A 22,225-nucleotide genomic window follows, 5' to 3' on the forward strand; every position below is an offset into this window, starting at 1 on the left:
TAGTAACTAAGCCATTGGTGTAGTAAAATGATACCCCACCCCTTTAATTGTCATCAACTCAAGGGTTTCATCTTCCTTCAGATAATCACGCAGCTTGGTGATGTACACATCCAGATTCCGCGAATTAAAGAACGAATCATCTCCCCATATTTTCATTAGTATTTCTTTGCGATTTACTGTATAGTTTCTGTTCTCTGTAAAAATCTTCAATAGTTCAGTTTCTCTGTGCGAGAGTTTCCGGCAATGCTCATTCAGTCTCAACTCATACTTCTGAGGCAAAAACTCATACTTTCCCAAAGCAATGCTTCCTGTGGGGGTTATACCCTTGCTGTTAGACAATAACAATAAATTATTGATTCTGACTATCAGTTCTTCCATACTGAACGGCTTACGGATATAGTCGTTTCCGCCAGACTGAAAACCTTTCAGCACGTCATCAGTCTGAGTTTTGGCAGTCAGAAAAATAATGGGCAAAGCAGGCTTTATCTGTCTGATTTCATTCCCTAAAGTATAGCCGTCTTTGTTGGGCAGCATTACATCAAACACACAAATGTCCGGCTTAAATTGTTCAAATGCTTTCAATACCAGATTACCGTCAGTTACCATATTTACCTCAAAATTCCGACTTTCGAGGCTTTCCTTGACTATTTTGCCCAAAAAAGGCTCATCTTCTACATATAATATTTTTGTCATTTTATTCAAATTTCCATTCGTCGAGACGTAATAGATTACGTATCCAGTGGTCTGTAAATAGGAGAAATCCATATACGATGAACAGAATTTTCTCTCAATTAAAATGTATCGGTCAGGACAGTCCCTCGAGACCTAACGCCTTAAGTCTCTGCCAGTTTCGTAAATTTCAATTAACTCAACAATGGCAACTTCATTATAAACGTACTCCCCTCACCTATTTTACTATTTACTTCTATAGTGCCATTGTGGCGTTCAATTACATTTTTCACATAACTCAGGCCTAAACCATAGCCTTTAATGTTATGTACATTTCCGGTAGGTACTCTGAAAAACTTATCAAATATCTTAGGCAGAAACTCTTCCGAAATCCCCATGCCGTTGTCTTCAATACTTAGTTGCAGGCTCTCCTCGTTTTCCTGCAATACCACATTTATCTGTGGGTCTTTGCTATATTTCAAAGCATTTTCTAAAAGGTTATACACAACATTTGTGAGGTGAATAGAGTCGCCGATAATAGTAAAGGTTTTACCCAGTAAATCAAAGTTTACATGAGCCTGGCATTTTTCAAATTGTAGCTTCATAGTAGCCAGTACACTTTCTACCAAACTTCTGAAATTCACATTATCGGTATTCAGCACCAATTCTTTCTGTTCAAAAACACTCATTTTCAGTACCTTATCTACCAGTATAGAAAGGCGGTTCAATTCATTTTTCGATATCTCAAGATACTCCTTCGTCTGAACCGGATTCTGTAAAACATTAAAATTACTCAGGGCTTCAATAGCCACACTTACAGTAGAGATAGGCGTTTTAAGCTCGTGAGTAATATTACTTACAAAATCATTTTTAAGGGCAGTCAGGCGCCTTTGTTGCAGAAGATTTCTGTAAATCAACAAGAATGACAGGCTGGTAATGGCTATCAGAAAAATAGAGAAGAGTATCTGCGGAACAATTTTTCTGACAAGAAACCAGTCGGCATCGGCAAAACTGGCCTGATACATAATGCCATCAAACGGCACTTGTGCCCGTAGCCTGGCCGATGTATCTACCCTCGAGGTCTTTGTTACGGCCACCTCAAACGGAACCGTAATTTGCTGTTTCAACAATTTTGCCTGATACTTCTGTTTAATTTCCCGGGGGTTCAGTGTGTCAGCAACCAGGTTTATGACAATATTCTGAGGTTCTTCCTTTTCTTTTTTTGAGCTTTTGAAATACAGATGATCGAATTCTTTTTTCTCTCCTTTAACCGCCGGATCGAAATTCATATCTGACACTAACATAATTTGTCTTGGGCGTTTAGGCAAGCCATCATCATGTATTGTGGTATCAGCTTTTAGCTGTATCCTGATATTACTGCGATTAGAGTCTATTCTTATCGATTGAATCATTTTTGCCAGCATATCTTTACCCGTTGTATCAACAAAGCTGAATTTATTGCTGGCATAAATAGTCGTGACTTTTCCTTTGAGCGAATCATGTGGCATCGGAACAGGCGGGAATCGCCTTGTAATAAACAACCCTCTCATTGTCGATACGCTTACAGAAGTATCTATTTTTTTTACAGGCTTTTTCGCTTTAACCGTTCCTGTTTTCTTACCAGCCTTAAACGAAGAATCCACTTTGCGTTTAATGATAGAATCCTGCATGGATGAAACAGTTTTCTCAAAATTATTGGTAATATCTTTCTGAAGATTTTTTTTCTGCTCTATAAAATTTTGCCTGAGCCAGAAAACATTAAATAGCGTCAGTACCAATAGACTCATGCCTATCAATACATAATGGGTCCGGTTTTTTAATCCTGTTGTCAAAGTTTTTAACCTGATAAATCTTTAAGTCAAGGGCTTGGGTGCCGTCTTACTATTCCGTCGTACACCCGCAAGTTGGTATCCAATAATGGCCGCTCACTCAAAATTAAACGACATTTTTGGTTTCCCTGCTATTTTTTAACCTTAATTAACATTATTTCCATAATGATTAACCTCCTCGCTACGGGCAGAACTCTACTTTTGCTGGAAACATTTCAAACCAGCATCCGATGAAAAAGTTATTTTTATTTATCGCTTTAGTTATCAGCCAGTTAGCAATAGCACAAGTTCAGGAAGGCATAATAGAATATGAGTTCAAAGTAAATATGCACAAAGGCCTGGGCAAAGACCAGGAAAACATGAAAAGCATGATTCCTGAGTTCAGAACGAGTAAAAACCGCTTGTATTTTACCCCTACCGAATCATTTTATACCAATATTGAAGAAGACCCCGAAGATGTGAATACTACTGCCGGTGGAGCCAATGTTCAGATGCGTTTCACACGTCCGCAATTAGATTTATATCGTAATTTTGAGACATCAAAGTTTGTTACTCTCACCGACTTTGCCGGCAAGAAATTCCGTATTGAAGATTCGCTGACAACCAACCCTTGGAAATTTGTTGACGAAACCAGAAAAATAGCAGGTTATGATTGCAAAAAGGCTACTTTTTATAATGAAGATGCCAAACAGGAAGTAGTTGCTTGGTACACCGAAGCCTTGATCAGCCCAGCCGGACCCCAGAATTTCTACGGCTTACCAGGTTTAATTCTTCAGGCAGACCTGAACGATGGCACAACCATGATTACAGCCTCTAAAATAGAATTGAAGAAACTCACCAATGAAATAAAGGTGCCTTCTGGCGGAAAAAAAGTATCTGCCAAAGAATTTAAGAAAATTCGCGACGACTACATGAAAGAAATGGGAATACAAGGTGGTTCAGGACCAAGAATTATGATTCGGACAAACTAACAAGAAAAGTTTTTTCTCATGGGCTAAATCTGCTCTAAGGGGCTGTCTCTAAAGTAAACCAAGTAAATTACTTTTGAGACAGCCTTTTTATAGTCCTGCTCCAGAAGAAGTGAGGTTTGATTCTCAGGTGTGCAACAACAATTGTTGCCCGATAAAAACAAATATACCTGCTATAAAGCCCATAAGAGCCAGCCAGCTGATGCGCTTCAGATACCACATAAAATCTATGTTTTCGATACCCATTACTGCTACCCCGGCCGCCGAGCCGATAATGATCGTGCTACCGCCTGTTCCCGTAGTAAGTGCCAGAAACTCCCAGAAACGATGATCCTGAGGAAAAGTATTGAAATCATACATACCCTGCGCTGCCGCTACTAAGGGTACGTTATCTACTATAGCCGACAACAAGCCTAACGTTGTACCTATCAGATAATCGTTTTTGAGATTATTATCTAAAAAAGCGGCAAAGGTTTTCAGCATTCCAAACGATTCTAAAGCCGCTACGGCCAACAAAATACCCAGAAAAAACAAAATACTGGGCGTATCTATTTTCTGTAAAGCTGTAGCCACACTCAGCTTCTTTTTCTCATGATACTGCTTATCGGCATGAATCCAGGTTGTAATAACCCAGATAACACTTAATGCTAACAGCATACCCATAAATGGCGGCATATGTGTAGTGGTTTTAAAAACAGGCACAAAAACCAATAAACCAACCCCTATCAGCAGAATAAAATTGCTTTCTTTAGAAGGCTTATCTCTTTTATCCGATGGTTTTTGGATTTTCTTCCCCTTAAATTTTTTGGTGAGTATCAGAAGCGGAACACCACATACAGCCAGACTCGCCAGAAATGTTTTTGCCATAATATTGAGTGCCGTAAGCTGCCCCCCGATCCAGAGCATGGTGGTGGTTACATCGCCCAGCGGCGACCACGCCCCCCCCGCATTCGCAGCAATTACAATCATGCCGGCAAACCAGAGCTTGTCTTCTTTATCATTAAGGATTCTGGCACAAAGAGAGGTCATGACAATAGAAGTAGTCAGGTTATCTAATAAGGCAGAAATAAAAAAAGTAAGAACAGAAACAATTACTAATAAAGTACCTTTATCTGTCGTTTTTATTTTTTGCGTGATAATCTCAAAACCATTATGTGAGTCTATCATTTCAACGATAGTCATTGCCCCCAGTAAAAAAAACAGAATAGAGGCTATATCGCCCAAATGGTGCATCAGTTGTTCGGTGGCTTCATCAGGAGTATGTGCCTCAAAGAAATAAATTAACCAGCATAATACCCCTGTCATCAGAGCTGACGCAGCTTTATTAACGCCCAGTGGATGTTCAAAAGCAATAGCAAGATACCCTAATACGAAAAAAAATACCAATAATATAGCAAGCATAAAAGTCTTTGGAAAATGTAGAACAATTTAAGGAATGTAGAGAGCCGAAACCTGAAAGGAGGTGGCATTAATTTGACGGCAAATTTACAGAAAATGCCAAAGATTTCTTTAATATCCTGTTGCTATTAAGGAAAAATTAATTTTTTTTATTTAACCCATAAAAATTCACCTCCTGAAAAAATGTACAATTCCTTTATTATCAATGTCATATCGTTAAACAACTCTGCCCGTAACTTAGTTCTAAGCAATACAGGAAACAGAGGTTCTGCGCAGATAGTAAGAACCACACCGGAACTAAGCAACACTTTTCAGACGTTGTTTTTTTAATCAGTAGTATAAAATTGTTCAATCTAAAACCCGCAAAAAGCTATGATTTCAGTTATTATACCTACCTTGAATGAAGAAGAAACCATTGCAAGCGTTGTTGATTTTGCCAGAAATCAGCCCCATGTAACAGAGGTACTTGTGGTTGACGATAAGTCGCAGGATAAAACCGTTTCAAATGCCCATAAGCATGGAGCCAATGTAATAACCAGCACTAAATTGGGCAAAGGAGCCTCCATGCGCGACGGGATACAAATTGCAAAGAATGACATTCTTGTTTTCTTAGACGGAGACATAAACCCTTATCCGCATCACACCATTAAATTACTGACAGAACCTATTCTGCAAGGCGAAGTAGACTTCACGAAATCATCATTTAACCGCAACGCGGGCCGGGTAACCGAATTGGTAGCCAAACCTTTATTAAGTATATTTTTTCCTGATCTGCTTTCTTTCAGCCAGCCACTGAGTGGTATGATAGCCGGACGTAAAGATTTATTAAACCAGATTGACTTCCGTGACGATTACGGGGTAGACATCGGCATTCTGATAGATATGCACCTGATGAATGCCCGTATGAAAGAAGTAGCTATCGGCTATCTTGAGAACAAAAGCAAACCCTGGCAGGCATTAGGAAAAATGAGTAAAGAAGTAGCCCAGACCATTATTTCTAAGGCGGCATCAAACAATAGTTCCAACTTTAATTTTGAAGAATTAGGTACGATTACCGAGATACGTTCACAAATGGAGGTTTCCTTGGAAAGCCAGTTCAAAAAACTCAAGAAAATGATTGTTTTTGATATGGACAATACCTTACTGCTGGGCAGATTTATTGACGTTTGTGCTGAAAGGTTTCATTTCAAAAAAGAATTGATGGAGATACGCTTGCTTGAGCACGACCCCGTTATTATTACCAAAAGAGTAGCCAATCTGCTTAAAGGAAGAAGTTACGGAGAGTTGATTCAGCTTCTGGATACAATCGAGATAGTACCTGAAACAAAAATGATTATTCAGGAATTAAAAGAGAGAGGCTACATCATAGGCATTATCTCTGATAGTTATGACTTCGTAACCAACCATATCAAAAATAAACTGGGCATGGATTTCTCGCTCGGCAACGAGTTGGAGTTCTCTAAAGGTGTAGCCACAGGAGAGGTAAAAATCCCTTCATACCTGTTCAATAATCCCAGGAGTGTCAATAGATTAGCTATTTGCAAAACCAATGCACTTACGGCCATTTTAGAAAGATACAATATACAGAAACAGAATTGTATTGCCATTGGCGACAGCATGAACGACCTCTGGATGATTAAAGAAGCAGGCTTAGGTATAGCCTTCTGCTCAAAAGACGACCTCGTAAATCACCACGCTGATATTATTATTTCAGAACCATCGTTTAAAAAACTGCTCGAGGTGGCGTTGTGAAATAATTGGTGGCGCGAACGTCAGGCTCGCGGTTGGTTTTTAAAAGAGAAATTTAATTTTCTTTTTAGAGATACTTCATGAACTGTAATAAAGCCTTTTTTCTTTATATAATTACTAAAATCGCCTCTACTAACCACCAACGGGACGTTTGCGCCATAAAAGCACCCCAACATTTCACATAAAATTCGTACTTTTGTGACTCAATCAGACCAAACAAGGCAATGGATATTTTTGTGGGGAGCATTCCTTTCAAATTAAAAGAAAAAGATTTAAGAGCCTTATTCGAGAAATACGGTGAGGTAACCTCCGTAAAAATAGTAAAAGATAAGGTAACACGGCAAAACAAAGGTTTTGGCTTTGTAGATATGCCCGACGAAGATGCCGTGCGTAACGCCATACTCGACCTGAACGGCACCGAACTGATGGGCCGTACGATAGAGGTGGGTATTTCAGAAAAGAAAGAAGACCCCAAACCTAAACTCAGCACAAATTTTAGAATTAATCATTTAGGAAAACCTTCGGGAAATTTCAGAGGCATTGGAAAAGGCTATGATAAACGCAAAAAGAAATGAAATTTGACGACTACCGGATTGCACCCGAAATCAAACAGAATTTAGAAAGATTAGGCTTTAAAAGGCCAACAGATATTCAGTATAAATCTATCACCCCTATTCTGCGTGGCGAAGATGTATTGGCTATTGCCCAGACAGGCACTGGTAAAACCGCCGCCTTTGCCATTCCGGTGCTACACCTGATTAATGATACTAAAAAGAGTTCAAGGGCAGATGCCATTCGCTGTGTGGTGATGGTCCCAACACGCGAACTCGCCATTCAGATAACAGAGGTTTTTCAGAAATTAGGACAAGGCACAAAAGTAAAGACCTTTTCACTCTTCGGAGGAGTAGAACAAGACCCTCAGATTCTGAAATTAGAACAAGGCATTGATGTGCTGGTATCTACTCCCGGCCGGATGTTCGATTTAGTCAGCCAGGGGCATCTGAAACTTAACCATGTAGAAATTCTGATATTAGACGAAGCCGACCATATGCTTGATCTGGGCTTTATTAAAGATATTCAGGATTTAATCAGGTTTCTTCCACGCAAACGCCAGACATTGTTTTTCTCGGCCACTATCAACGAAACTATCAAGAAATTAGCCTATTCTCTGGTACATAATGCTATCAGAATCCAGATTTCACCCAACGATAAAGTTGCCCGCAATATCCAGCACGCCGTGATATATGTAGAAATGGACGACAAACGCTTTTTTCTGGAAAGATTGGTAAACGAACACCCCGATAGCAAAATTCTGGTTTTTGTGCGTACCAAAGTACGCGCCGAGCGCGTAAAAGCAGCTATGGATCGTGTAGGTATAACCGCCGAAACCCTGCACGGCGACAAAGAACAACAAGACCGGCTACAGGTATTGAACCGGTTCAGAAAAGCGGAAGTCAAGCTATTAATTGCAACAGATGTAAGTGCCAGGGGCATTGATATTGCCAATGTAGACTACGTTGTCAACTACGATTTACCCGATGTGCCCGAAAACTACGTACACCGCGTTGGCCGCACTGGTAGGGGTACTCAAAAAGGCAATGCTATTTCGTTTTGCAGCACCGAAGAAAAACCGGTTTTAGCCGAGATAGAGGCATTCCTGACCAAGCCTGTTCAGGTAATGGAGCTTGATAAAATGGAGTATGCTGCCACTATCGACTTCTCTAAAGATACAACCAGCTCCGATTTAAAAGCTTTACTGAAAGAAGCCGAACAATTTGAAGAAATGAAACGAAAGAAAAGCAAAGGCAAAAAATGAGTCAGCAACAACCCAATAACCCGCTGCATGGCAAAACCCTCGAAATGATTCTCAATGAACTGGTGGCTTATCATGGCTGGGAACAGATGGAGTACCATGTCCGTATCAATTGTTTTGCGAATAATCCGAGCATTAAATCAAGCCTTACTTTTCTGCGCAGAACCCCCTGGGCCCGAAAAAAAGTTGAGGATCTGTACATCAGGATGCTCCATGACCTGAAAGATTGACTCCAGATATATAACGCAACTATAAATATAATTGTCACGCTTATCAGGCAAGTATTATCTAATCAGTTTTATAAAACGCATGCAAGGCTCTGCTAAAGGTTATCATCGCTACATCCATGTGCTCTAAATCATTATAAACCGTGTAGTGCATATTCAGCCCATCTACCCTTGAAAGCTCATCAGCCATTTTTTTTGCGGGATTAATATTCCACTTCGGGTCTTCCAAACCTCCCACAGTCATATATACGTTCAACGGATTTCCCGTTTTTCTGTTTTGAAGTTTTTCAGATAATTGACTCAGATAAAAATTATTGTACCATAACGAAGGGCTTGCAGAGGCGATATTCCTAAAAGTAGTCTGGTTGTTTTCGGCCTGATTCAATAAAGCATATAGACTGAAATAGCCCCCAAACGAATGTCCCATCAATGAACGGTTGCTTGTATCTGTACGGAAACCGGCATCAATATGTGGTATGAGCTGGCTGACAACGAAATTATTGAAGTTTTTACCACCACCTACGGCTTTCATTTCGTCAGACGGAATAGAAGCCGGATACAGGTAGTCACGTTCACGCAAAGAATCCATAGCAGTAAAAGATTTATAACCTATACCCACCAGAATTACTGGTGGTAATAAGCCTGCAATTGTGTATTGTTTTACCACCTCTGCCAGCATCGGAAAATAGAAATTAGCATCTACTATATAAACCGTCGGATACTTCCTCTCTGGTTTTTCATTATACTGGTCCGGCAACTGAACCTTGATATAAAAAGAGTCTTTGACTGCTTCTGAATAGAGTTTTATTTCTTTATCAAGCCTTTGAATGGGTTCAGTATTTTTTGTACTTACCGAAGCACAGGCAGCTGCAATCATGGCAATTAATACTATAAAAAATAATTTTTGCATAAGTCTGCTTATTAAAAGTTATGATCAGGTAATTATCTTTTATTGACAATAATTATTTTTCCGTTTACCCACGGCTTACCGTCCAGATAAAAGTTCATTCCTGTTTGAGACTGAATATCAACCAGACTATTTCTGATTTCAATTGAACGCAAGCCGATATTTTTTCTCAATTCATTAACCTTGGGTAATTCCTGTTCTGTAAGGGTATTCAGATAACCATAAGCAGCTTGCTGACGGTTAGATTTCACTACTACATACCAGTCTTCTATAATTGCATAATCATCAGGCGCCATTTCTCCTCTTTGTATCGCTGCCAATAACCGTGGTTTCAGAGTCGGATATAGCGTATCTCTTCTTGCATATTCACTTGAAATAGAGTTATGATGCACAAGAATTGTAGACATCCATAGCGTATTACCGATGAGTTTTTCACCAGGGTATCCGTACTCCTCTAAGATTTCATTCAGCCTTTTTATCTGCTTTTCATTATTAGGCTTAAACTTTTTTATGGCATAACGTTCTTTTGCCTTTTGCCCGATTCTTAGATAATACGGCAAGTCAAGCCACTGGTCTCTTTTAAGCATTTCATGAACCTCAGCTCTTAGTTTCAGGTTAATCCGGTTTTTATATCTGCTTCTGAGTGAGCCATATTCAGATTTTATCATTTCCCATCCTTTCATTTTTTGCAAGGGTCTAAGAAATTCATTTTTTCTGATATTTTTTAATGTCCAGCCAACTGAAATCCCTCTCCTCATTAAGTCAAATGCTTTGGTTTCATCTTGTATCAAAAAAGCCAGTTGTGCAGCCACTTTATAATCTCTTAAAAAAATATACTCATAAGAGTCAAAGACTTTCTCAAATGCCACAAGTGCCTCAGTATATTTTCCATTGATTATAAGCTTTTCAGCCTTTATAATATCCTGATGATACTTCAGGTAGTCTGGCTGCTTCTGGGCTGCTAACCCGAATCCAACACAAAAGTTAATTATTATAGTAACAATAAGTCTTATCCTGTTCATGATTGGTATTGTTTCAGCCGATGTCATCAATACAGTTTATATGCGTTTTTAATAGTTTGTTTAATTTGATTAAATAAGGCAAATTAAAAACCTACTGCAACACGCAAACCAACGGGCGATTGCTTGCTGAAAAGATTAATTTCGGGCTGAAGTTTAAGCCAGGGAGTAACCTGATACCAGGCAAAAAGCTTGAGCGATTTTTCGGCATACCCCGCAAATACACCTGCCTTTAGCTCTACTTCAGTGCTCTTTATTCCTTTTTTCTTAATAAATGTCATTCCGATATAGGGCATATATTTAGTACTGAATTTAAAAGTATTATCAATTTTGCGCTCATGCGGAAAATACGCCTGTACACCAAAGGCAAAACCTTTTTTCAGGTAATTATCAGACATTAAACTAACCGTAAGACTGGTAGAGGGCATAAGCTTGTCCTGATAAGTACCCATACCAATATCGGCGTTTATCATCAGGTAGTCTAAGAGCGGTCCACCAACCACCGAAGACTTAATTTTCTGATTCATCACATCATTTTCTACCTTCACCATTTTCCAGGCCGCCGCACTTTTCCGCTCGTTTCTTGCTCTTTCAACCGCCTCAATAATGGTCCGGTTAATGTTTACTTCTAAAATATCCTGAATATCTTCAAGACTATTCAGGACAAACGTAAACTGCTGATGCGGATAAGTTCTGAATACACGATTATGCGATTTTACTAATTCTGAAGTAGGCATATCCTGATAATTAACCAATACAAGGGTATCCTGTAACAATTGTACCGATTGCACCTCCCGGTCTTGCGCTATCCGAAGTACTTCTTTCTGTGAATAATAAACAATGTCAATGAGAGGGCTACCACTTACGTACCGGTTTTTACCAAAATAAGTAATTTTTTTATTGGCATCTTTTCTGAAACTGTCTTTTACTAAAGAGTAATCTGCCCAGAAATCTCTGAGCAGGGAGTCGGCATTAATTTTCAAATCGAAATCACTGCCATAAAAATCTATTAACAGCTGGTTTTTACTTCCGAAATCAATAGTTATTTTATTTGTGTTTTTTAGTACTTCCTCGCGATTAAATACATCGGCCCTTTTGCCGAAATTACTCAACAGAATCGGTGGACGAATACCCTCCAATACATTCATGGTATCGTATTTGGCTCTGGTCTGGCATATAGTTCCCCCGGCAATGCCCGTTAGGAGCATTGATAAAATAATGATGGTTCTTAACATAATAGTATGGTTTTAAATGCTGCTAATGCTGATTCCTTGCAGCGAATCTGATTTTAAATTTAGGTTGTGGCACTGGTGATTTTTCGGTATTTGAAATTTGGTTGACATGAATAGTCCTGAATTGCGGTTTCGTTTCGGCCATAACAGACTTAAACTGAATAGAATCCTGTTTTATAACAGGGACTTGCATCGGAATAATATTAACCTTGACAGCCAATTGCTCAACCTCAATTTTCAGTTCCTTTGTTGGCTGAACCTCCACCTTTCTCTTAGACTTATACATTTTCATTTTTGGTTTTTCAGCTATTACTACAGGCACAGGATTCACTTCTTTCTTATCGGGTGTAATCTCCTTTCTGTTAATCGTAACAGGAATTACTGGTTTTGCTCTAAAGGTCGAAATCCCCCACAATATCAATCCAACTATGCAAGCAGCAGCAGCCACCCATTGCCACCAGCTTTTCCGATGAGATTTATCAAGATTCTTTTGTAATGCACCCCAGAATAATTGCTCATCAAAAGTTGAATTTTCGGGCAGAGAATCTTCTATATTTTCTATCTTTCTGCGGAAGAAATCATCTGATTTATGTTCCATAATTATATCCTAATTTCGTCAGTTCTGCTTGTAAAATCAATCGGGCTTTAAACAACTGGGTCTTCGAGGTATTTTCGCTGATACGCAATTGAGCCGCTATTTCTTTATGACTGAAGCCCTCAATGGCATACAAATTAAACACAGTTCTGTAACCATCAGGCAACTTTAAAACCAGTTGATAAATCACTTCTTCATCAAATGTTTCATAGGCCGAAAAATCACTGATTGGCTCCTGGTCTGTTATTTCTTCCATCAGCACCCAGTCCATTTTTCTTTGCCTGATAAACATCAGGCATTCATTTACCATCAGTTTTTTCAGATAAGGCTCCAGTGTATTTTCACCCCGGTATTCAATTTTAGCAACCGAATTAAAAAATTTCAGAAACCCATTCATCAATAACTCCTGTGCATCGGCTTCAAATTTTACATAGCGTAGACACAGCCTGAACATTCGTTTCACAAAACGGTCGTAGACACGTTTCTGTACAAACGGATTCTGTTTCTGTAGCTCCTGAATGAGTTGAAGTTCTTGCATTCGTAACAATGATTATCGCTTTCAATAGTATATATGCAGAAATTTGATGGGAAGTTGTCTGAAGGGCAGGATTTTTTTGTAAGTAATATTCTAATGATGCGAATGACCGCGAATAAATTCACCAAATGTGAGTAATAGTCATACATACCAAATAAAAAAGCATTGCCTGAGACAGACAATGCTTTCTGATTCATAAACCCTAACCCTAAACTATGAAAAAAACTACTCTTTCATTTTCATTTCTGATTATCGGCTGCTGACTGCTACCGATAAGATTTTAAACTCTGTCCTGCGGTTAGCCTGATGCTGTGCCTCTGAACAGTTTACTCCATTCTCACAATTATTCAGCAATTCGCTCTCCCCATACCCTTTTGCTTCAATTCTTGCAATTTCTATGCCACGTGTAACAAGGTAATCTACTACGGCTCTCGCCCGGTTTTCAGAGAGTTTCATATTAAAAGTGTCGCTCGAACGGCTATCCGTATGTGACCTGATTTCAATACGCATTTCAGGATATTTTTTTAATAACGGCACCAGCTTCGCTTCTAATTCTTTGGCGGCATCCGGCCGGATAAAGAACTGCCCATAGTTATAATAAATATTCTCTAACCTGAAAATATCACCTTCACTGACCAGCCCTAAATTCTGTTCTACAGTTTTGGGGCCTTTTCTGGTAGGCTTTACTTTACCCAGGTTTTCGGTATTTACCGCATATTTATCTTTAATAGCAGTTACGCTGTAATCTCCCTCTTTTTTAGGCTGGAACTCGTATTTCCCATCAACACCCGTTACTACAGACTCTATTGAGCCGTCTTTTTCGTTTTCTAAAGTAACCGTAGCTCCTTCAATAGGTATCCTGGTTACTTCGGCCACAATAGTTCCCTTAATAATCGGAGGCGGAGTTTTAGCCTTTTGCAGATACATTGTAATAGATGTTCTGTTTTTCAGCGAAGTAGCAAACGTGCCATAGGTTATACTGTTGGGTTCATACCCTTCTTTCTTGGCTTTAAACTCAAAATCTGTTCCTGCTTCGAGGCAAATCGATACTTTCCCGTCAGGGCCAGTAACCAGTAACTCTTTATTTAATCCATCTTTCAATAAGCGTACGTCAACGCTTTCAATCGGCTTTTTGGTATCATTATCATAAACCAGTACATTCAACTGGCGGCAGCCATGCGCAAACGAGTACAGGTTATCATCGTTATAGCCTCGTTTCCGGTTCGAACTGAAATAGCCCCGACTCCGTCCTGCATCAGTAATAAGCCCGAAATCATCTTTTGATGAGTTGATGGGTGCACCTAAGTTTTTTACCTCACTCATTGCAATCCCCTCTCTCAGTTCAACATAAAAAATATCTAAGCCGCCTAAACCTTCGTGTCCGTCAGAGGCAAAATACATATCCCCATTTTCATCAATAAACGGAAACATCTCATTGCCTTCAGTATTGATTTCTCTACCTAAATTCACAGGCGAGCTCCATTGCCCGTCACGGTATTCACTTACATAAATATCTGTTCCGCCAAATCCACCGGGCATATCAGATACAAAATAGAGCTTGGTATCATCAGGCGATAATGCCGGATGCCCACATGAATATTCGTTACTATTAAAAGGTAAATCAACAATATTACCCCAACCTCTGTTGGTCTCTGAGGCCATATACAATTTCAGTTTGGTAATACCATCTGAGCCAACGCGGTTTTTGCCTTTACTGCGGTTATTACTCGTAAAAATGATTTTCTTATAATCTTTAAAAAACGTAGCCGGCCCTTCATGATATTTTGAATTGAGTGTCTTGCTGAATTGCTCAACTTTGGTCAGCGGCTTTTCTTCTTTCTCATCATCTTCTGCTTTGTCAAGTGTTCCTAATACATTGTTTGAAGTAGAAATTGCTCCCACTCCGGCTTTTTTCATAGCTATGTTGTCTTTTCTCAACTGTGTCGTATCAGGAAAAACAAATAGGTCAAGAAAAGGGGTCTGGTTTTGCATAAACACCCGTTTGATAATACCGCCCTCTTCACGGGCCGATACAAAAACCAAAGCATTTTTGTAAAACATCGGGCTGAAATCAGATTGACGTGAGTTGAGTGCGTAGAGGTAATCTATTTTGTAAGTAGAAGAATCCTCAAAAAAACGACTATTGTCCATATAAGCCACCGTAAACTTGCGCCCGCGCATATCGGCGGTTTGTTCCTGCCCATATTTACTATACATTTTCTGAGACTCTTTGTATTTACCATTATTGGCAAGTGCCTGGGCATAATACAGGTAGATTTCGCTTTCTACATCGTTGCCGTACGCTTCTAATAGTTCGGCATAGGTAAGTTCAGCATTGCGTGAATCCTGTACTTTTCGATAGCTATACGCTAATTTGGTTAAGGCTTCTTTTACTTCGGGGGTTCCTCTTTTGGCTGCTCTCAGATAATCTTCATAATTACGAATAGCCTCGATATAACTGATGTTATCGAAGCTGCGGTTCGCAATTTTTAGTTTATTACTTTGAGCAAAAGTATGTTGGACTATTAGGAAAGCAAATGCCAACAGCCCAATTCTGATTTTTATCATGGACTTGACTTTTATTAAACGGGTTAAATTTTATAACTTTTTGGGTTACAATTTTAACCTTGTCAAAAGCCGTGCCAAAAGGAAGTTAGAGGTAGGAGATTGTTTGTTGAGGATGGAGCAAATAATTAGTTGGAAGCGATTAAAAAATTATTCAGGCAAAATTACAGCCCTGTGTTTCGCCCAATGAATTGGTCAGACCACCGATGCGGTGGCTGGAATACTTTTGTTGTGATAGACGGCAAGGGTAGGCCGTTTTATTCACTGACACGAGAAGTGTTAGCTATAAAACCTGCACCCTCAACACCTCCTTCGTCTGCTCGCCAACCTTAAACCGATCATCAGTCCGCTGCCCGATAATCCAGACAATATCACCACCAGAACACAGCAAAAAGATACTTTTCTTCAGATGCAAAGGTACTTTTGTATCAACTAAAAAATTACTGATTTTCTTTTTGCCTTTCATACCCAAAGGAATAAACCAGTCGCCCTCATGCCAGGGACGGATACTTAGGGGATATTTGAGTCTGTCAGCATCTACCCACAGAATATTGGGGTTTCTTTCGGTAGTCAGATAGGCTTGCCAGTCTTCAATCGAACTTTGATTTATTTGCAGAAAAAGGTCATGATATTCAATATTCTGGATACCTTCTTCAATCAATACCTCTTCATAAGTCTTTTCTTCTTTAGGCGTAATAATCAGGTGTTCACGGTCTTTGATGAGCGTATGGGAAGCAGAATGAAAAGTTTTACCGGAGGTTTTATTCAGCGATTGATGAATTTCTTTAGACTGAAAATAGTTAAACCCAAATTCCTTAAGAGTTTCCTCCAAAAAATATGTTGCCGATTGCCATTGTTTTATGGCGTCAATATTCAGAAATAATACGCCGTTTTCTTCTCTACAAATAGCTTTTTTAAACTCACTCAGATTCCCCTTAAAACCGTTTTCAATGGCTTGTAGGCGTTCAATATTTCGGGCAAAAGTATGCTCTAAATTAGGATTAATTTTTTTGAGTAAAGGCACTACCTCATTGCGCAGTAAATTCCGCTGATAATCATTTGATGCATTACTGCTATCTTCCCGCCAATGCAATTGCTTCTCTGCCACATAATTTTCAATGTCGGTTCTTGAAGCAAAAAGCAGAGGTCTGACCAAATGGCCCTTCTTAGCCAGAATCCCTCTTAACCCTGAAATCCCCGTGCCTTTGGTGAGGTTCAGTAGAATAGTTTCAATGCTGTCGTTCAGGTGATGAGCCGTAGCAATATATTGGTAGTTTAACTCTTGCCTGACCTGCTCAAACCATTCATAGCGTAGCTGTCGGGCAGCCATTTCGATAGAGAGTTTATGAGTTCTGGCGTAGTCTTTCGTTCTGAAGGTAGCAGCACGGAACGGTATCCCGTGGCGCTCACATAGCCGCTGTACAAACACGGCATCGTTGTCTGAATCCTCACCTCTTAACTGAAAATTACAATGAACCACTGTAAAATTAAACTTCGCCTCCCTGAACAGGTCAAATAATACAACAGAGTCTTTGCCTCCGCTCACTGCCAATACGATTTTATCGTTGGGCGTAAACAGACATTGTTCGTTAATATATGTTAAGAAAGGCTGAAGCATAAACGCAATTACGTACTTTTGCAAACAAAATTAGAATATTGCTCACAAGATGTTGATGATTGACCTGAAAAATATAAAAATAGTAAGCTCACCCAGCTCCAGTAGACTTTTGTTAATGGTGCTGACAGGCTTGCTATGCTCGTTTATATCTTATGCACAGAAACCACTCAATCCTCCCGTACCCACCACTCCCAAAACCCGGATTAACCTCTTACATGCCGATAGCATCGTTGGAAATAATCAGCAACAGGCAGCATCGAGGCAGTTCATTGGTAATGTGGCTTTTCAGCATAAAGGGGCAGTACTCTACTGTAATACAGCAACCCAGTACGAACTAAGCAATACCATTGAAGCATTTGGCAATATCCGGATTGAACAAGGAGATACACTGACCGTAACAGGCGACACTCTCTATTATGATGGCAACACAAGATTTGCCCGTGTATTAGGGAAAAAAGTAACCTTAACTGATTCAAAGGTAACGCTTACCACACGGGTAATAGAATATGATATGGCACGCAACAGAGCTTACTATCCGGTTCGTGGAGTAATTGTGCAGGATTCGAGCACCCTGAAAAGTGAGAAAGGATACTATAACACACGTTCAAAGATTTTTAATTATAAAGAAAACGTCGAGATTATCAATCCTAAATATACCATCACAACTGATAGTTTACAATACAATGCCCGAACAAAAATGGCTTTGTTTAAGGCTCCGACACTTATTAAAAGTAAAGATGGAGATATAATAGCCAATAGCGGCAGTACCTATAATACCGAAACCCAGCTATCGAACTTTAAGGGTCGATCCAGAATAATCAATGAAAACTATACACTGACTGGAGATACGCTGACCTTCGACCAGAAGACCGAATCAGGCGTAGCAAAGGGGAATGTAGAGCTGATTTCAAAGAAAGACAAGGTAATTCTGACCGGAAACCGGGCTATCCGTAACGGGCAAACAGGTTTTACCAAAATAATGGGCAATGCCATTATGAGAAATGGCTCCGAAAAAGATACACTTTATATGCGGGCAGATACCCTGTATGCCTATGAAATGATGGACGATAGTACTATCACCAGAAGCAAAAAAGATACGGTAAAACGTGAGAAAAAGATGGAAAAACTGATCGCTCAAGGCAATGTACAGATTTACAGAATAGATTTGCAGAGCAAAAGTGATTCGTTGCTCTATGACCTGAAAGACTCTGTAATACATTTTTATACAAAACCTGTATTATGGAATCCTAAAAACCAATCTGAAGCCGATACAATTCACGTATATATGAAAAACGGTAAGGTAAACCGGATGTACCTCATCAATCAGGGATTTGTAATAGCCAAAGATACTTCATCAAACTATAATCAGGTAAAAGGGCGGAAAATCGAAGCACTGTTTAATGAAGAAACCCGCCTTGAGCAGGTGATTGTAGAAGGTAACGGCGAAAGTATTTATTATGCTTTAGACGACCGCAATAAACTAATTGGCGTAAATCATGTCGAATGTAGCAGAATGAATATCCGGTTCAAAGAAAACCAGGTAAAGCGTATAGCTTTTATTGGCAAGCCCGATTCCAGGCTTGTTCCACCTAAAGAACTGACTAACAGTGCAAACCGTTTAGATGGCTTTAGCTGGCGCGAAAAAGAAAAACCTACAAAAGAAGATGTTCTTGGTGTGAAATTTGCTGTAAAACAATAGACTGGCACACTTTTTTAGTGTTATACAGTATTAAAAGTGGATTAAAAATTAGTTCTAACGATAAAATTTATAACTTATTGCAACCATTTAATCATAATTAGCGTCCTTATATAAAAAATTAATTTGGTTTTTATTGCTTGTAATATATATTTGTACAATCCCTACAAATCACATAACGAATCTTATAAAAGTTTTGAGTTAAAATATGGTGAAAAATTTACGAAAATATATATTGGTGTTGATTGGAATGGCTCTACTATCAAACGTGGCCTTGGCGCAAGTCGAGAAAGGCAAGTCACGCCTTGATATTGGTAAAAAACCAGCAACCAAAGCCCCGGCTCAGAAATTGAGCTATGTGGGTAAACCAATGCCCAAAGAAGTAAAGTTAGACAAGCCCACTGTGGTAAATCAATACTTTAGAAACGCACTTCTGAATGGTTCTTCAAAACCAGCGGTTGTAAAAACAACTAACACAGAAACACTTACTGCCAGCACAGATAGAAATGTAGGTAACAGTAGCGAACCTGATAAACTATTTTCAAACGATAAAATTACCGTTTCAAATATTTATCCTAATCCTGCCAACGATTTCGCCACAATTGACTATTCTATTACAGGTAACATAAACGACGCAAGTATGTCTTTTTATAACCTCTTAGGTAATGAAGTAGGCAGTTTTGAATTAGATAAAAGTGACCGTAAGCTTAAAGTTCAGACAACCAACTGGGACTCCGGTGTGTATTTGTATCAGTTAGTTATAGACGGCAAAAAAGTAGTAACCAAAAAATTATTAGTAAGACATAACTAAGCATTTGAGAAAGATATACTATCAGGGAAGCGACGGCTCGCTTCCCCTTTTTTTTGGAAAAACGAACAGAATATGGCTTTTTTGCAGAAAGAATCACTTCCCTGATATTACCTTATGTTAAAATATTCAGTTATCACACCTGTCTATAACCGTCCTGATGAAGTAAGAGAGTTACTGGAAAGTCTCACAAAGCAGACTTACAAAAACTTTGAGGTAATTATTGTAGAAGATGGCTCTACACGCAGTTGTGAAGACGTTTGCAGAAGTTTCGAAAATCATCTGGATCTCAAATATTTCTACAAGCCCAACTCAGGGCAGGGGTTTTCCCGTAATTATGGTTTCGAAAGAGCATCAGGCGATTATTTTGTCCAATTAGACTCTGATGCTATTATTCCCGAAAGATATTTTGCAATTGTCGATCATGAGCTATCTACCCATTGGTTAGACGCCTACGGTGGCCCCGATGCCGCCCATGAGAGTTTTACTGATACTCAGAAAGCCATTAATTATGCTATGACATCAGTATTCACAACAGGCGGTATCAGAGGAAAGAAAAACAATGCCGGAGGACAGTTTCACCCACGTAGTTTCAATTTCGGTATCTCCAGAAAAGTATGGGAAGTAACCAAAGGCTATACCATGACCCGCATGGCAGAAGACATTGAATTTAGTATTCGTATTATTGATAAGGGTTTTAAAGTTGGTTTGATAGAGGAAGCCTTCATCTACCACAAAAGACGCACAGACTTCCGGCAGTTTTATAAACAATTACATTTCTTTGGTCGTGGGCGTATCAATCTTTCCAGAATGCTCCCGTCTGAACTGAAACTGGTGCACTTCTTCCCGATGCTGTTTACATTAGCTTGCCTTTCAGTTCCTGTGCAATATCTGCTGAGTTTTGTCAGCCCTTTTTTTCATGGCACTCTTATGCTCTCACTTATTATTACAGCCCTGTATATACTCCTGATATTCATAGATTCCACCATCAGGAACAAAAGCCTGAAAGTAGGTTTTCTAAGCATCATCGCCTGTTTCATTCAGCTATTCGCCTATGGCATAGGCTTTATGCAGGAGAAATTTAAAAGTGTTTAACTACAATACCATTTTGCCACAATGTACACTAATTGCACTATGTTACACAATTTTAATGATTTCTATTACAATATATAATGGTGCTACATTGTGTACATTTTGGCAATTTCATTAAAATAATAACTTTTACCACAATAATATTAACCCCTTATGAAAATCTCCCTTTAGGGGCGGCTGTTAGGTGTTTCTTCAGATAATCCACACTCCTCACAAATGGTTTCAACCCCACAAACAACAATGCAGCCGAAACCAAACAGCCTGTAAATTGCGTAATAAAGATCGAATACTGAATTTTAAGCGGGTCATGAAAAACAATATCATTTAACAACCCTACCGATAAAGGCCCTAAGCCAAGACCGATGATATTTACCACAAACAGGAAAAAAGCCGAAAAAATAGCCCGCATATTATTAGGAGCCACCTCCTGAATTGCGGCCGTTGCCGAACCATAAGGGAAAGCCGCAAAAAAGCAGAATAATGAAATAAAAATCAATCCGATATTCGGGTCAGACATTACCAGACCAATAGTGCAGAATACCGCTATTGCCATTCCGATAAAACCTGCTTTCATCTTGGCATTTACTACCCCTTTTTTAGAAAGATAGTCGGCATATCTACCCCCTGAAAGCACACCTAAAGTAGCAAAAACTGTAATGATTAAGCCAAAAACCACCCCGGCTTTTTGTGCTTCCCAGCCATGCACACGATTCAGGTAGGTAGGCACCCAATAGATACCTGCATAAGAAGCCAGCGACATAAACGAAATGCCAAAACTCAGACTTAAAAAAGTAGTTTTATTCGCTTTAAAATAAGAGATTATCTCAGCAACAGTAGCTTTTGCGGTTGATTCTATATCACTATCCAGTTCTTTGCGCTTAGGCTCTTTGATGGTTTGAAGCAGCAATACAATTAAGATACCCGGTAAGCCGATATAAAAGAAAATTACCTGCCATGAGAAAATTTCTCCAAAAAATGGTATCTGAATATTCTCTTTCCCAATCATTGAGCTGATAGCAGCTCCTATCAGAATAGAAAGCCCTGACCCCAGATAAACGCCCAGATTATAAATACTCATAGCTGTTGCCAGTTTCCGTTTCGGAAAATAGTCTGAGATAACCGAATAGGCAGCAGGAGAGAGCGCAGCTTCACCTATCCCCACACCTACACGTGCAAAAAACAATGCCCAGAAACTTCCGGCCAAACCACATAGAACTGTCATTAAACTCCAGATAGCAATGCCCCAGCCAATAATTTTCTTGCGGTTCATTCTATCAGCCATAAGACCGATAGGTATCCCTAAAAGGGTATAAAACAGTGCAAAACTCAACCCCATCAACAAGCCCATCTGGGTATCAGAAATACCAAATGATGCTTTGATAGGTTTCACAAGGAGTGCTAAAATTTGTCGGTCAATAAATGAGGAGATATAAGCCAGTAAGAGTATGCCTAATACATACCAGGCATAACGAAGCGAGGACTGTTCTTTCATAGAGTTATCACCC

The 22,225-nt window shown here is 39.3% G+C and carries 19 protein-coding genes; 8 read left to right on the top strand and 11 right to left on the bottom strand.

Going from position 1 to position 22,225, the window contains the following annotated elements; all coding sequences use genetic code 11:
* Positions 1-6 precede the first annotated feature (6 nt).
* Positions 7-693, bottom strand: coding sequence for a response regulator transcription factor (locus H1R81_RS17105; protein WP_181841970.1), 687 nt, complete (start codon positions 691-693; stop codon positions 7-9).
* A 170-nt stretch (positions 694-863) separates the two neighbouring features.
* A complete protein-coding gene (locus H1R81_RS17110; RefSeq protein WP_181841971.1) occupies positions 864-2,501 on the bottom strand; it encodes a cell wall metabolism sensor histidine kinase WalK in 1,638 nt (545 codons plus the stop codon).
* A 227-nt stretch (positions 2,502-2,728) separates the two neighbouring features.
* Here H1R81_RS17110 and H1R81_RS17115 point away from each other — a divergent pair, with 227 nt between their 5' ends.
* Positions 2,729-3,469, top strand: a complete 741-nt coding sequence (locus H1R81_RS17115) for a GLPGLI family protein (protein WP_181841972.1) — start codon at positions 2,729-2,731, stop codon at positions 3,467-3,469.
* Between the two features lie 123 nt (positions 3,470-3,592).
* On the opposite strand, the gene nhaD is transcribed toward H1R81_RS17115, so the two are convergent.
* Positions 3,593-4,867, bottom strand: coding sequence for a sodium:proton antiporter NhaD (gene nhaD, locus H1R81_RS17120; RefSeq protein WP_181841973.1), 1,275 nt, complete (start codon positions 4,865-4,867; stop codon positions 3,593-3,595).
* 369 nt (positions 4,868-5,236) lie between these two features.
* Here nhaD and H1R81_RS17125 point away from each other — a divergent pair, with 369 nt between their 5' ends.
* The 4 genes from H1R81_RS17125 (at position 5,237) to H1R81_RS17140 (ending at position 8,656) form a co-directional block, all read left to right on the top strand.
* Entirely contained in the window at positions 5,237-6,616 is a 1,380-nt protein-coding gene (locus H1R81_RS17125) for an HAD-IB family phosphatase (RefSeq protein ID WP_181841974.1), read from the top strand.
* 221 nt (positions 6,617-6,837) lie between these two features.
* Positions 6,838-7,188, top strand: coding sequence for an RNA-binding protein (locus H1R81_RS17130; RefSeq protein ID WP_181841975.1), 351 nt, complete (start codon positions 6,838-6,840; stop codon positions 7,186-7,188).
* Positions 7,185-8,429: a DEAD/DEAH box helicase gene (locus tag H1R81_RS17135; RefSeq protein WP_181841976.1), complete on the top strand. Its 1,245-nt coding sequence runs from the start codon at positions 7,185-7,187 to the stop codon at positions 8,427-8,429. Before H1R81_RS17130 ends, H1R81_RS17135 begins: the two co-directional genes overlap by 4 nt.
* Entirely contained in the window at positions 8,426-8,656 is a 231-nt protein-coding gene (locus H1R81_RS17140) for a VF530 family DNA-binding protein (protein ID WP_181841977.1), read from the top strand. The genes H1R81_RS17135 and H1R81_RS17140 overlap by 4 nt, the downstream gene beginning before the upstream one ends.
* A gap of 58 nt (positions 8,657-8,714) precedes the next feature.
* Here the strand turns inward: H1R81_RS17140 and H1R81_RS17145 are convergent, their stop codons facing one another.
* The 7 genes from H1R81_RS17145 to tilS form a co-directional block, all read right to left on the bottom strand.
* Positions 8,715-9,563: an alpha/beta hydrolase gene (locus H1R81_RS17145; protein WP_181841978.1), complete on the bottom strand. Its 849-nt coding sequence runs from the start codon at positions 9,561-9,563 to the stop codon at positions 8,715-8,717.
* A gap of 32 nt (positions 9,564-9,595) precedes the next feature.
* Complete coding sequence (locus H1R81_RS17150; protein WP_181841979.1) at positions 9,596-10,582, bottom strand: hypothetical protein; 987 nt, start codon at positions 10,580-10,582, stop codon at positions 9,596-9,598.
* A gap of 83 nt (positions 10,583-10,665) precedes the next feature.
* The gene (locus H1R81_RS17155; protein WP_181841980.1) at positions 10,666-11,814 is read right to left on the bottom strand and encodes a hypothetical protein; all 1,149 of its coding nucleotides are present in this window, start codon (positions 11,812-11,814) and stop codon (positions 10,666-10,668) included.
* 22 nt (positions 11,815-11,836) lie between these two features.
* Positions 11,837-12,409: a hypothetical protein gene (locus H1R81_RS17160; protein ID WP_181841981.1), complete on the bottom strand. Its 573-nt coding sequence runs from the start codon at positions 12,407-12,409 to the stop codon at positions 11,837-11,839.
* Positions 12,399-12,944, bottom strand: coding sequence for an RNA polymerase sigma factor (locus tag H1R81_RS17165; RefSeq protein WP_181841982.1), 546 nt, complete (start codon positions 12,942-12,944; stop codon positions 12,399-12,401). The genes H1R81_RS17160 and H1R81_RS17165 overlap by 11 nt, the downstream gene beginning before the upstream one ends.
* A 246-nt stretch (positions 12,945-13,190) precedes the next feature.
* Positions 13,191-15,509: a carboxypeptidase regulatory-like domain-containing protein gene (locus H1R81_RS17170; protein WP_181841983.1), complete on the bottom strand. Its 2,319-nt coding sequence runs from the start codon at positions 15,507-15,509 to the stop codon at positions 13,191-13,193.
* 280 nt (positions 15,510-15,789) lie between these two features.
* Entirely contained in the window at positions 15,790-17,124 is a 1,335-nt protein-coding gene (gene tilS, locus H1R81_RS17175; protein WP_220275247.1) for a tRNA lysidine(34) synthetase TilS, read from the bottom strand.
* 55 nt (positions 17,125-17,179) lie between these two features.
* On the opposite strand from tilS, the gene H1R81_RS17180 reads away from it, so the two are divergent.
* The 3 genes from H1R81_RS17180 (at position 17,180) to H1R81_RS17190 (ending at position 20,723) form a co-directional block, all read left to right on the top strand.
* The gene (locus H1R81_RS17180) at positions 17,180-18,823 is read left to right on the top strand and encodes an OstA-like protein (RefSeq protein ID WP_181841985.1); all 1,644 of its coding nucleotides are present in this window, start codon (positions 17,180-17,182) and stop codon (positions 18,821-18,823) included.
* 205 nt (positions 18,824-19,028) lie between these two features.
* Positions 19,029-19,631, top strand: coding sequence for a T9SS type A sorting domain-containing protein (locus H1R81_RS17185; RefSeq protein ID WP_181841986.1), 603 nt, complete (start codon positions 19,029-19,031; stop codon positions 19,629-19,631).
* A 114-nt stretch (positions 19,632-19,745) separates the two neighbouring features.
* On the top strand, positions 19,746-20,723 hold the full coding sequence (locus H1R81_RS17190) for a glycosyltransferase family 2 protein (RefSeq protein ID WP_181841987.1): 978 nt from the start codon (positions 19,746-19,748) through the stop codon (positions 20,721-20,723).
* A 148-nt stretch (positions 20,724-20,871) separates the two neighbouring features.
* Here the strand turns inward: H1R81_RS17190 and H1R81_RS17195 are convergent, their stop codons facing one another.
* Positions 20,872-22,212, bottom strand: a complete 1,341-nt coding sequence (locus H1R81_RS17195) for an MFS transporter (protein WP_181841988.1) — start codon at positions 22,210-22,212, stop codon at positions 20,872-20,874.
* Between the last annotated feature and the right edge of the window lie 13 nt (positions 22,213-22,225).

It is taken from the genome of Emticicia sp. BO119 (genome assembly GCF_013912375.1).
In the GTDB taxonomy this organism is placed as follows: domain Bacteria; phylum Bacteroidota; class Bacteroidia; order Cytophagales; family Spirosomataceae; genus Emticicia.